12 protein-coding genes are annotated in these 12928 nt (G+C 41.4%); 7 read left to right on the top strand and 5 right to left on the bottom strand.

From position 1 onward, the window contains the following. The first annotated feature begins 112 nt into the window (after positions 1-112). Together luxS and AKG98_RS03590 are read left to right on the top strand one after the other, a co-directional pair. The gene (gene luxS / locus AKG98_RS03595; RefSeq protein WP_067041549.1) at positions 113-622 is read left to right on the top strand and encodes an S-ribosylhomocysteine lyase; all 510 of its coding nucleotides are present in this window, start codon (positions 113-115) and stop codon (positions 620-622) included. 109 nt (positions 623-731) lie between these two features. Continuing rightward, complete coding sequence (locus AKG98_RS03590) at positions 732-1331, top strand: DUF4136 domain-containing protein (RefSeq protein ID WP_228140197.1); 600 nt, start codon at positions 732-734, stop codon at positions 1329-1331. An 81-nt stretch (positions 1332-1412) separates the two neighbouring features. Here AKG98_RS03590 and purD read toward each other — a convergent pair whose 3' ends face one another. The 3 genes from purD to plsY form a co-directional block, all read right to left on the bottom strand. After that, the gene (gene purD, locus AKG98_RS03585; RefSeq protein WP_067041543.1) at positions 1413-2702 is read right to left on the bottom strand and encodes a phosphoribosylamine--glycine ligase; all 1290 of its coding nucleotides are present in this window, start codon (positions 2700-2702) and stop codon (positions 1413-1415) included. A gap of 137 nt (positions 2703-2839) precedes the next feature. Beyond that, on the bottom strand, positions 2840-4432 hold the full coding sequence (gene purH, locus AKG98_RS03580; RefSeq protein WP_067041540.1) for a bifunctional phosphoribosylaminoimidazolecarboxamide formyltransferase/IMP cyclohydrolase: 1593 nt from the start codon (positions 4430-4432) through the stop codon (positions 2840-2842). A 318-nt stretch (positions 4433-4750) separates the two neighbouring features. Beyond that, positions 4751-5350: a glycerol-3-phosphate 1-O-acyltransferase PlsY gene (gene plsY, locus AKG98_RS03575; protein WP_067041536.1), complete on the bottom strand. Its 600-nt coding sequence runs from the start codon at positions 5348-5350 to the stop codon at positions 4751-4753. A gap of 189 nt (positions 5351-5539) precedes the next feature. Here plsY and folB point away from each other — a divergent pair, with 189 nt between their 5' ends. From folB to AKG98_RS03560, 3 genes are all read left to right on the top strand, one after another. After that, the gene (folB, locus tag AKG98_RS03570) at positions 5540-5908 is read left to right on the top strand and encodes a dihydroneopterin aldolase (RefSeq protein ID WP_067041533.1); all 369 of its coding nucleotides are present in this window, start codon (positions 5540-5542) and stop codon (positions 5906-5908) included. Continuing rightward, positions 5908-6435: a 2-amino-4-hydroxy-6-hydroxymethyldihydropteridine diphosphokinase gene (gene folK, locus AKG98_RS03565; protein WP_067041529.1), complete on the top strand. Its 528-nt coding sequence runs from the start codon at positions 5908-5910 to the stop codon at positions 6433-6435. The genes folB and folK overlap by 1 nt, the downstream gene beginning before the upstream one ends. Positions 6436-6510: 75 nt before the next feature. Then, the gene (locus tag AKG98_RS03560) at positions 6511-7365 is read left to right on the top strand and encodes an undecaprenyl-diphosphate phosphatase (protein WP_067041526.1); all 855 of its coding nucleotides are present in this window, start codon (positions 6511-6513) and stop codon (positions 7363-7365) included. 128 nt (positions 7366-7493) lie between these two features. Here the strand turns inward: AKG98_RS03560 and AKG98_RS03555 are convergent, their stop codons facing one another. Continuing rightward, positions 7494-8663 carry a multifunctional CCA addition/repair protein gene (locus tag AKG98_RS03555; RefSeq protein ID WP_067041523.1) on the bottom strand — a complete coding sequence of 390 codons (1170 nt, stop codon included), beginning with the start codon at positions 8661-8663 and terminating at the stop codon, positions 7494-7496. A gap of 253 nt (positions 8664-8916) precedes the next feature. Between AKG98_RS03555 and AKG98_RS03550 the strand changes: the two genes are divergently transcribed. Both AKG98_RS03550 and AKG98_RS03545 read left to right on the top strand, forming a co-directional pair. Then, the gene (locus AKG98_RS03550) at positions 8917-10572 is read left to right on the top strand and encodes an ExeA family protein (protein WP_067041520.1); all 1656 of its coding nucleotides are present in this window, start codon (positions 8917-8919) and stop codon (positions 10570-10572) included. After that, positions 10569-11261 carry a general secretion pathway protein GspB gene (locus AKG98_RS03545; protein ID WP_083543875.1) on the top strand — a complete coding sequence of 231 codons (693 nt, stop codon included), beginning with the start codon at positions 10569-10571 and terminating at the stop codon, positions 11259-11261. Before AKG98_RS03550 ends, AKG98_RS03545 begins: the two co-directional genes overlap by 4 nt. Positions 11262-11326: 65 nt before the next feature. On the opposite strand, the gene AKG98_RS03540 is transcribed toward AKG98_RS03545, so the two are convergent. Further along, complete coding sequence (locus AKG98_RS03540) at positions 11327-12355, bottom strand: nitronate monooxygenase family protein (protein ID WP_067041517.1); 1029 nt, start codon at positions 12353-12355, stop codon at positions 11327-11329. Between the last annotated feature and the right edge of the window lie 573 nt (positions 12356-12928).

The following is a 12928-nucleotide window of genomic DNA, read 5'->3' as shown; positions in this document are numbered from 1 at the left end:
AGGCTCCCAAAAAATGAAAAAACAACTCTTGCACTTAATCTGACTACAGCATTAAGCAATGGTTCATAAAATTATTATTTGTTTATTAAATTATTTCAACGGAGTGTTAATAATGCCATTACTGGATAGTTTTACGGTTGACCATACCATCATGAATGCACCTGCAGTTCGTATTGCCAAAACAATGGCGACACCAAGTAAAGATACTATTACTGTCTTTGATCTGCGTTTTTGTGCACCAAATAAAGATATTTTAAGTGAAAAAGGTATTCATACGTTAGAACATCTTTACGCTGGTTTCATGCGTGACCATCTCAATTCAGCAACGGTAGAAATTATTGATCTTTCGCCAATGGGCTGTCGTACGGGTTTTTACATGAGCTTAATTGGTGCTCCGACTGAGCAACAAGTTGCAGATGCTTGGTTAGCTGCAATGCAAGATGTGCTCACTGTTAAAGATCAAAATGCGATCCCTGAATTAAACGAATACCAATGTGGTACTTACCTGATGCACTCGTTAGAGGAAGCAAAACAAATTGCACAGGCGATTATTACGGCGGGTATTGGTGTGAACCAGAATGATGATTTGCTGTTAGCAGACGAAATTCTGAATAAACTGTAATGATTGAAGGCGACGATTGAGTCGCCTTTTTTATTACTATTACAGTCAACCTATCTAGGATGAAACATACAGTTTCCTTTCAGTAGACAGTCGTTAGTGACTAGGAGGAATGATGAAAATAAGACAGTTGTTTAATAAAAAAGGTTATTTGGTTGCGTTGTTAAGCTTAGCTGTAACCGCATGCTCAACGGTTAAGGTGAGTACTGATTATGATCAAAGTGCAGACTTTACCGCATTAAAAGGGTTTAATTGGTTACCTAAATCGGCAACAGTTGAAAAAGAAAATACTTATCTAAATAATCGGATTATGGATGTTCGTATCACCAAGGCAATAGACAAGCAGCTTATTGCACAAGGATTTTCATCTTCGACCGCGCCTGATTTTTATGTGAATTATAGTATTACCTCGGAAAAGAAAACTAACATTCGAACTTATGATAATTACTCTGATTATGGTCCAAGCTGGGGCTGGGGTATTGGTTATGGACACCGAGGCATGTCACTGAGCGCGCGCACAGAAACCCGTATTGATGAATACCAGCAAGGTAGTCTCGTTATCGATGTGATTGATCCAACAAGCTTAGAGTTAATTTGGCGAGGCATAGGGAGTAAACGTCTACCTGAATCGACAGATGCGGCTGAAATGGATAAGTTAGTTGCAGACGTGGTGAAAAGTATCTTAAGTAAATTCCCACCTAAAGCGCCGTAATAGCTACATTGCAAGCAAAAAAATGAGCAACCAGTGGCTGCTCATTTTTATAACATCAAAATAGAGTCTGACTATTTGTGCTTATTTTTGGTTTTCACGCGCTATAGCACGGTAACCAATATCGGTACGGTAGAAAGCACCTTCCCAATTGATTTGTGCCGCTAGTTTATACGCATTTTCTTGTGCTTCAGTCACAGTGTTACCCAGTGCAGTTGCGCAAAGAACACGACCACCGTTAGTCACAATGTTGTCACCTTGCAGTGCCGTGCCTGCATGGAACACTTTGCTTTCAGTTGAGTCCGCTTTCGGTAGGCCCGTAATGATGTCGCCTTTTGCGTAATCAGCAGGGTAACCGCCAGCCGCAATCACCACACCAACTGCAGCACGTTCGTCATAATCCGCAGTCACTGTATCTAGTTTACCTGCAACAGCAGCAAGACAAAGTTCGACGAGATCTGATTTTAAACGCATCATGATCGGTTGTGTTTCTGGATCACCAAAACGACAGTTATATTCTAATACTTTCGCGGTGCCATCTGGTGCAATCATCAGGCCGGCATAAAGGAAACCAGTGTAAGTATTGCCTTCCGCTTTCATGCCATCAACAGTCGGGCGAATCACTTCATTCATTGCAAAGTCATGAACAGCTTGTGTTACCACTGGTGCTGGTGAATAAGCACCCATACCCCCTGTATTTGGTCCTTTATCGCCGTTGTCACGCGCTTTATGATCTTGGCTTGTTGCTAGCGCCAGAATATTCTCGCCATCAACCATAACAATGAAGCTTGCTTCTTCACCGACTAAAAATTCTTCGATAACAACACGGGCACCAGCATCGCCAAACTTGTTACCTTCAAGCATATCATCAACTGCAGCAAATGCTTGAGCTTCAGTTTCAGCGATAATTACGCCTTTACCTGCCGCTAGGCCATCAGCTTTAATTACAATTGGGCAGCCCATTTCACTTATATACGCTTTTGCAGGCGCGATCTCAGTGAAGTTTTGATATGCCGCTGTTGGGATGTTGTGACGAGCAAAGAAGTCTTTCGAGAATGCTTTTGAGCCTTCTAGCTGTGCAGCACCTTGGGTTGGACCAAAGATAGCCAAACCTTCAGCTTGGAAGGCATCAACAACGCCAAGTACTAATGGTACTTCAGGGCCAACAATCGTTAGTTCAATTTTATTTTCTTGTGCGAATGCAACCAATGCTGGAATATCTTCCACTTGGATAGGTACATTTTTACATTTGTTTTCTAGCGAAGAACCAATATTACCAGGTGCGATAAATACAGTTTCAACATTTTTAGACTGAGCCGCTTTCCAACCTAGGGCGTGTTCACGACCACCGCCACCAATAATTAATACGTTCATAATGATGTTATTCCTTTTACTTTATGCGCTAATCTTGGGGGTATTCTACGATACTTAACAAGATTTATAATTGAATGAGAGCAGTACAGTCAGCGTGATGTGTGTCATCACGCTGACTGTATTTTTAACGAATGTGTTTAGTGACGGAAGTGACGCATGCCGGTGAAGATCATTGTCATACCGTGTTCGTTAGCCGCATCGATAATTTCATTATCGCGGATTGAACCACCTGGTTGGATTACACATTTAATACCGGCAGCCGCTGCAGCATCAATGCCGTCACGGAATGGGAAGAATGCATCCGATGCCATTACTGAACCTTCAACCACTAGACCTTCGTCAGCGGCTTTAATACCAGCTACTTTCGCACTGTAAACGCGGCTCATTTGACCAGCACCCACACCCACTGTTACGCCATCTTTTGCGTAAACAATAGCGTTTGATTTAACAAACTTAGCCACTTTCCAGCAGAATAGTAGGTCAGTGAGTTCTTGTTCTGTTGGTTGACGCTTAGATACAACCGTTAAGTCGTCTAGGCCGACCATGCCACGGTCGCGATCTTGAACTAAGATACCGCCGTTAACACGTTTAATATCGAACTCGCCGTTTTTAGCTGTCCATTCACCACATTCAAGTAAACGTACATTTTTCTTACTTGCAACAATTACGCTTGCTTCTGCACTGACTGATGGTGCAATGATTACTTCAGTAAATTGACGGTCAACGATTGCTTGTGCAGTTACTGCGTCAAGTTCACGGTTGAAAGCAATGATGCCACCGAATGCTGATGTTGGGTCGGTTTTAAATGCACTGTCGTAAGCACTTAAGATATCTTCACCAATCGCCACACCACATGGGTTTGCGTGCTTTACAATTACACATGCTGGTGCATCGAATTCTTTCACACATTCGAGTGCCGCGTCAGTATCGGCTATGTTGTTATAAGATAATGCTTTACCTTGCAGCTGTGTTGCTGTTGCAACAGATGCTTCAGTGGTATGCTTTTCAACATAGAATGCGGCTTTTTGGTGGCTGTTTTCACCGTAACGCATATCTTGTTTTTTGATGAATTGGCTGTTGAATGTGCGTGGGAATTTAGATTCTTCATCACCTTCCGTGTTGTCGCCATAACTCGGAACCATAGTACCGAAGTAGTTTGCGATCATGCCATCATAAGCGGCTGTATGCTCAAATGCTGCAATCGCAAGATCGAAACGGGTTTTATGAGTCAGTGAGGTATTGTTTGCAGACATTTCACTTAATACACGGTCATAATCGCTAGCGTTAACGACAATTGTCACGTCTTTGTGATTTTTAGCTGCAGAGCGAACCATTGTTGGACCACCGATGTCGATATTCTCAACGGCGTCAGCTAGGCTGCAATTTGGATTGGCAACAGTGTTGGCAAATGGGTAAAGGTTAACAACTACAATATCAATCGGGTTGATACCGTGCTCTGACATTACTTCAACATCAATATCACGACGGCCAAGAATACCACCATGTACTTTAGGATGCAGTGTTTTAACACGACCATCCATCATCTCTGGATGACCTGTATAGTCAGAAACTTCTATTACTGGGATGTCATTTTCAGCTAATAATTTAGCTGTCCCGCCAGTAGATAATAATTCGACGCCTTGTTCTACTAGGCCGCGAGAAAATTCTACAATACCAGTTTTATCAGACACACTGATAAGTGCACGGCGAATAGGTCGAGCGTTGTCCATTTTACGATTACCTCAAAGTACATTTTTATAGAAGGATGTTTTCGGAAAAGGTCGCTTGGCCTTTTACGGAAACATCCTGCACTATGTTCCTTTTATATCGTCTAACTTTACGAAGCAATGTGCTTGTTAAAGTGCTTTAGATATATAACGTACCGCAGATGGGGGGCATTCTAACTGAAAATTAATTAATTGTGTCGATTTTTTAATAAAAAATTCAGGAACAGCATTTTTATGCTTTGAATTTAACGACGTAAGTATAATCGAGGTATATTAACGAATTATATACCTGTCGTAGACGCTCGTTATTGCATTGTAATTTTAACGTTTTTTCTTTTTGAGCCAGATCTTATCTTCTTCACCTCGCAGCAGACGCATAATATTGTCGTAGTGACGCCAAATAATAAGGCAAGATAACATGGCAACGGGTAGGGTATATTGGGCTTTAAAAATAAGGGTGTAAATTGGCGCGAAGAGAGCCGTAAAAATAGCGGCCATTGACGAATAGCCAGTAACGACCAAGGATAACCCCCAGCTCAATACAATTGAGGCACCTAAATCAAGACCGATGGTCAGTAGTGCGCCAAATGCAGTTGCAACCCCTTTACCACCTTGAAATTGAAAGAAAACTGGGTAAATATGACCTAGGCAAGCTGCGATTGCGATGAGTCCGAGAGAAAATGGCGTGAGGTTTAAATACCAGGCCACCCAGACCGGTAGTGCGCCTTTTAACATATCAAAAAAGAGGACTAAGCCTGCGGCGAATTTGTTTCCTGTACGTAATACATTGGTTGCCCCCGGGTTTAGTGAACCGTATTTTCGTGGATCAGGTAAGCGAAACAGCTGGCAAATAAGGATCGCTGAAGAAATCGAGCCTAGCAGATAGGCGAAAATGATAAAGATTAAGCTCAATAGGGTCATTACTGATTAATTCTTCTCTAGGTTTGCTGTATTATTGCATTATTATATCCATTAATAAATTACGTGCTGTAACAAGGCTTACAATTACGTAGTTTATTTTAGATATAAATAAAAATTGAGAAACCTATCATACGCGTTTTTTATTCGCGAGGGTATCCGACCTCTATCAAGTTTACTACGGACGAGTTCATGGACATTGTATTTATTGAGAAATTAGAAGTTTTTACCACGATCGGTGTATATGATTGGGAAAAGAAGATCATTCAACGGTTAGTATTTGATTTGAAAATGGCACATGATAATCGCCCTTCAGCACTGACTGATGATATTACCAAAGCATTGGATTATTCTGCCGTATCTAAGTTAGTCACTGACTTTGCACAAAACAATATTTTTGAGTTAGTTGAAACAATGGCTGAGCAAGTTGCTGAACTATTAATGACAACATTTGGTATACCTTGGATTAGCCTCAAACTGAGTAAACCTGGTGCTGTCGCAAATGCGGCAACCGTTGGTGTGTATATTGAACGTGGTCAGCGTGATGGAACGCTAGCGTAATGGCTTTAGTGTATATCGGCATCGGCAGTAACATTGATAAAGAGTATCATGTCGCGAATGCGCTACGTGATCTTGATAACATGTTTGATAGCTGCCGTATTTCACCGATTTTCGAAAGTGTTGCTGTCAATTGCACGGGTGATAACTATTACAATTTAGTGGTGGAATTTACCACACCGTTATCGCTTAGCGAATTAATGCAGTGTTTAAAAGATCTTGAAATTACGCATGGACGTAAAGCGACTGATCGTCGTTATGCACCCCGAACCTTAGATTTGGATTTATTGTTATTCGACAATATCATTCAGTCTGAAACGCCTATTTTACCTCGCGCTGAAATTCTTTATCATGCTTTTGTATTATGGCCTCTTGCTGAACTAGCTCCGGATTTACGTCATCCGGTATCGGGTATTTCAATGGCTGAGTTATGGCGTGATTTTGACAAATCAACACAGGTACTCATGCTCGCTAAGTGGCAATGGCCGAAAATAGCTGAGCGGGCTAGACATTATATTGAACAAGGTTAATGCGAATAATTTATAGTATTAACCTGTATCATTAAACCGATTTATTTTTAACTATTACAATAAAAGGAAATATGAATGAGTACTTTGGAAGTGATCGTTCTGGCATTGATTCAGGGACTAACTGAATTCTTACCAGTATCAAGCTCTGCTCACCTTATCTTACCGTCACAATTACTTGGCTGGGAGGATCAAGGTCTTGCTTTTGATGTTGCTGTACATATAGGTACATTATTAGCGGTACTTATTTATTTCCGTGACGAAGTCGGCACCATGGCTGTAGCTTGGGTGCGTTCTCTGTTTAAACAAGAACACACGAAAGACAGTCAGCTAGCATGGTGCATACTATTAGCAACCATTCCGGCTGCGTTAGTCGGCTTCTTTGGCAAAGATTTAATTGAGTTATATTTGCGTAGTACCACGGTGATTGCCACGACTACGATTATCTTTGGCTTGCTGTTATGGTGGGCTGATGCCAATGCAACGCAAATAAAAGATGAGTATAAAACTGGTTGGAAAGGGGCATTATTCATTGGTTTTGCACAAATGTTGGCGTTAGTTCCGGGTACGTCTCGCTCGGGGGTGACGATTACGGCGGGTTTAATGTTAGGGCTTAGCCGTAGTGCCGCAGCGCGCTTCTCATTCTTAATGTCGATCCCGATTATTGCAATGGCGGGTGGTTATTTAACACTGAAATTAGTACTGCATGGTGATGTCGTTGAAACGCTGCAAGCGGGTGAAATCATTACGACAGTACGTGCTGTTGATTGGTTTGCGATGGGCTTAGGCGTTGTGGTTTCTTTCTTTAGTGCTGTAGCCTGCATCCATGTATTTTTGAAAGTGCTAGAAAAACTAGGCATGTTCCCGTTTGTTATCTACCGTCTACTGTTAGGCGCCGGTCTGTTCTATTTAATCTACACTCAAGGGCTTTAATTCCCTCGATTAGCATTAGCATTAGTACTAAAGACTAAAGACTAAAGACTAAAGATAGAAAAGGCTGTTACCTGTGAGGTAGCAGCCTTTTTTGATCTTGCATGTTAACCATCACTTATGACAGGTGCTTATTGAGACCGTAATATGGCTAATGCAGCAATACGTTGCGTTGTTAATTGTTGTTTGATTTCCGCACCACGGAACCCTGCAGCAATGATCGGTTGTACTGCAATATCACAAGCCGCATTAAGCATCTTTGTCAGGTATTGGGTCGGTTGATATTCGTCGACTAATTGACGGTTTTGACTACTTGAACAGGCTAACAATATTTGCTGAAAACGTTCGGGTTTACGCCATGCATCGGTATTGTCGAAAAGGCTGATGAGATCAGTAGGTGTTAAGGATGGAGCGCTGTGAATGTGTTCTTGTTGTGCGCTAACCAATAGTGCTAAATCTCGGTGTTCGTTAGGCACTTTACAGCGTTTAGCCAATGCTTTAATACTGACTTGAGCGTTATCAAGTTGCTGCATCAATGCAGCAAAGCGAACGGCTATATCAGCAGAAAGCAATGCAGTCTGCTTTAGCTGGATTAATGCTTGCTGGCCGACAGTTTTAGTCTCATTATCACCTTCGTTATGCATATCTAACGTTCGCTCAAAGAGGGCATCGAGTTCAGGAAAGATAACCGCCAATGCGCCAATTTCATTTAATATGTGGAAAAATATTTCGGGATTCGCTGCGGATAATGTCTTTTCAACTTCTTGCCATACGCGCTCTGGGGTTAATTCAGCAAGATCACCAGCTCGTGTCATGCCTTGCATTAAGGTCAGTGTGTCATTGGCGATAGTAAAACCAAGGTGGTGAAAACGTGCGGCAAAACGAGCCACGCGTAGGACGCGTAATGGGTCTTCACTGAAGTTCTCTGAGATATGACGTAGTATGCGATTATCTAAATCTGCTCTAGCATTGAGTGGGTCGATAATTTGACCGTTCATATCTTCAACCATGGCATTAATGGTCAGGTCTCGGCGCACAAGATCTTGTTCAAGCGTTACATCCGGCGCGGCATAACAGGTAAAGCCAGTATAACCTGAACCACTTTTTCGTTCGGTTCGTGCCAGTGCATATTCTTGCTTACTGCTCGGGTGTAGGAATACAGGAAAATCTTTACCGACTTGCTGGTAGCCTTGTGCGAGCATTTCTGAAGGTGTCGCACCAACAACCACAAAATCTTTATCTTTTACCGGTAGAGATAATAATTTGTCACGAACGGCCCCGCCGACTAAATATATTTGCACTAAACAACCCCTGTTACTTTGCTGATGGCTTCAAGATAATTACATGGTATTTATTAATTATACCTTAACTACTTAGAAACTCGATCTTTGCTGTTGATTATGGCCGTTTACTTGCTGTCATTAAGTTGTAATTGATGGATAATGAGCACCTAGCGACTTATTCATGAATAAAGTTGTATTTTTGTTGCCTATTTTTGACATTTTGTTGTCTAGCTATTAACGTGAAGCATCAACCATAGGATGATAATCATAGATGTATACTGAGTTTTTTCATTTAAAAGAAATACCTTTCTCTATTGCGCCCGATCCCCGTTTCTTTTTTATGAGCGATAGGCATAAAGAAGCACTGACGCACCTGACTTATGGTTTACAAGGTGCGGGTGGCTTTGTCATGTTAACTGGCGAAGTTGGAACCGGAAAAACAACTGTCTCGCGTGCATTAGCAGAGGGATTAACTGATGACACGATCCTTGGTTATATTCATAATCCTGCGATAAGTGAGCTGGAGTTACTCGCGACGCTCTGTGATCAGTTTAAGCTCGACTATGATAATAATGGACTGAGTTTAAAAGTACTCTTTGATTTATTACATAATTATCTACTGAGTAATTGTCAGCAAAAAAAATCCTGTGTGGTTATGATTGATGAAGCGCAATTATTATCCACCAAAGCACTGGAACAATTACGTCTGTTAACCAACCTCGATATGGACCATAAAAAGCTATTACACATAGTGTTAATTGGCCAACCTGAGTTACAGCAAAAACTAAAACAGCCTGAATTACGCCAACTCGCGCAACGCATTACCGCTCGTTATCATTTATTGCCTTTAACAGAATCTGAATTAACCAGTTATGTGGCGTATCGTTTAAGTATCGCATCCGGTAATCCTGGTTTATTTAATACCAAAGTATTAAAGCGGATTTACCAACATACTTCAGGTATCCCGCGTTTAGTTAATTTGGTGTGTGATAAAGCCTTGTATTATGCGTTTAAAGCAAATGCCAATAGAATCACCCCCCAACATGTGCAAGACGCCGTTAATGCGGTCGTTGTTACTGGGACTGGTCAATCCAAGGCCAGTAACACAGGCTTATTTGCGGGTGCGTTAGCCACGGTATTAATAGGCTTTGGTTTGGCTGGTTTTCAGCTAGGGCTATTTGATCGCCTAATAGATAAAGCGTCAACTGCACAAGTAGCGGTAGTCAGCGACACGCCAGACAAGAGCGAGATAAACAAACTTGTTATAGATGAAGTACCTCCAGTTATTAATGAGGTGATGTCTGATAAGGCATTATTAGCGAATATTAAATCTGCGCGACAAAGCAGTGCTGCAACTCAGTTTTTATATAAAGAGTGGGGCTATGATATTACGTTGAACGATGCGACTTGTCGTAATGCGCAATACGCTAAATTACGTTGTCTGCAGCGGCAGGGTAATTATGCACAATTAGTACAATATAACTTACCTGCAGTCGTTCGTTTATTGGATAACCTCGGTGAAGATTATTACGCAACGTTGTTGAGTATTACGCCATTGGGTGTGGAGTTACAATTAAACAACAGCCATTTATTGGTGAGCCAAGCTTGGTTTGAAAAATATTGGAGTGGTGATTTCACATTATTCTGGACCGCACCGAGTCGTTTTAAAAATAGCTTAAAACAAAATGATAAAGGTACATTAATACGCTGGTTAGATCGTAACGTGAGTACTGCGCTTGGTGAAAGTGCCTTATCAGGTACGAGGTTTGATACAACATTAATGCAAAAGGTGATACGTTTTCAACAACAGGCGGGTTTAACTGCTGACGGTATTGTTGGACCTCAAACGATGATGACAGTTGTCCATTATGCCGACAGCACTGTGCCTAAATTGAATGTGGCAACACATATAACGGAGAAAAAATGAGCCTTGTAGTTGGTAAAGTATTAAGTCTATTCAGTATCAGTGCAAGCTTAGTGGCGAGTGTATTATGGAGTCCAGTCTTGCTTGCAAATGACAATACTCGTCATAATATAAATGTGACTAAGTCTGTTTTAGCGGGCGTTGAACAAACAGATCCGCTGACTATTCTAAAGTTACCTGATATTGAGTTTGAACATCCATTATCCGTGGTGAGTATTCCGGTAACGGTAGTATCCCCTTCGTATTCTGCAGATAATTTACCTGCTGTGATTATACCGAGTAGCAAGCCAGCAGTGAAAATGGGTCAAAATTCTGAGTTATTAACGATGAATGCTGAATTAGCCAATGAGCATGTGTCAGCAGAACTACTGGCAAAATTTAATCGGGCATTAACGGCGACAAGTGATAGCGATAGCATACCTGTTAAAGTCATCGCAGAAAGTCACAATGCAGTCCCTATTACAGACTTACCTGCACACTTACGTGCGCAAATTCCTGATATTAGTTATAGCTCGCATGTGTATTCGTCGACACCAAAAAATCGTAGTGTACGTCTTAATAATCGAGACTTACGTGAAGGAAGTTGGCTAAGTGAGAATGTTGAAATTTTAGAGATATTACAAAATGAAGTGATTATGCGCGTCGGTGCACAAAGCTTTAGTCTTCAGGCGTTATCTGATTGGTCTGCATAATCTCATTGCGCGGATAGTCTAAATGAGCAAGGGCGTAGTAAACTACATCCTTGCTCATTATCATCTTACTGCTTCGCTAATTTCTTAATCACATTATCTGCTTCTGTCATAATGCGCTCTACGATAATCGCGACACTTGGTACATCATTAATCAATCCTTGCGACTGACCAATAAATTGCACACCAGTAGTCAGATCACCATTAATGGTGGCAGCTTCTAGTTTTTCAGTTGCAGCGCCGAAGTATGATAACTGCTTAATTTTATCGAATTGCACAAAGACGCCAGCGACTAATTTCCAAAACGGTAAATCGACCATTTTAGCGGCCTTCACCGATTTAAATAAGGCTAAGGCAAAATTCATTGGCTTTTTGGTTGCTTTAATAGAAGCTGGCGTTTTTAAAACGCGGGCATAGAGACCATCAAAGTTTTTCGAATAGATAGTATCGTTCTCAGATTTGCCAGTAATGACTTGTTTAACGTCATTATGCAAAGCACTTTCTTGGCTGGTTGCAAAACGGGATCCCATTGCCACTCCTTCAGCACCAAGCGAAAGTGCGGCTATTAAACCTCGACCATCAGCAAAACCACCCGTTGCGATCACCGGAATATCTACGGCGCTGGCAATCGCTGGTACCAATACCAGCGAAGTAACATCACCACCATGTGCGGCAGCTTCATGACCTGTTACCATCAGGGCATCAGCACCAATCGACTGTGCTGATTTCGCATGTTTCTCATTAACAACCGTGGCAATAACCTTACCACCATAGGCGTGAACCTGTTCGACGATCCATGCTCCTTTACCAAGTGAAAAGTTAATCACAGGTACTTGCTCTTCAATACCGACTTTGGCATTTTCTTTCGCCCCTGGCATCAGTAGGGTTGCGCCAATACCAAATGGTTTGTCTGTAAGCTCACGGATCTTTTTGATTGCTGCGCGGGTTTCTTCTTGGCTCAATGGCCCCGTTGCTAAAATACCTAAACCACCGGCATTGGAAACTGCCGCAACAAGTTCTGGTTTTGATATCCAACTCATACCTGGTAAGACGATAGGATGCTCAATTCCTAATAATTCTGTAATCCGTGTTTTCATCACTTTATCCCAAAGATGCAAAAAGGTTGAAAAATAAATTAGCATAAATGCACTAATACATACAGATGTTAATAATATGTTTATTTTTAACAACATTATTTATCGATAAGTTTTAACTATTACAACTTTAGTTTGGGTATGTTCTGTGTATTTTATATCCACAATATTATCTGCTGGATAGATAGATTTCCATGTGTAAGACATCGACTATGTAGATACCGAGACATAGTCGTTATGTCACTGTGTTTATCTCGGTATTAGACCTAGTCTTACACTCGCTAATATTTAGCATTCACTTTATTATCAATGACTTACTGTTTTGTGTCGTTTATCTCTTGTAAATTTGTGTAATTTAATTTAATTCACACGCTTGTTGCTTAGCGTTAATGACGTATATTTGTAGGCACAAGGACGTAGCGGGAACATCTTCAGGAAGAAGACTAAAGGATTAAGTTGCAGGACGCGACACAAGGACAGCTTCAGGAAGAAGGATTAAGTTGCAGGACGCGACACAAAGGACAGCTTCAGGAAGAAGACCAAAGGATTAAGTTGCAGGATGCGACACAAGGACAG

Source organism: Moritella sp. JT01, from assembly GCF_001574435.1.
In the GTDB taxonomy this organism is placed as follows: domain Bacteria; phylum Pseudomonadota; class Gammaproteobacteria; order Enterobacterales; family Moritellaceae; genus Moritella.
This window is presented reverse-complemented; position numbering and strand designations above follow the sequence as displayed.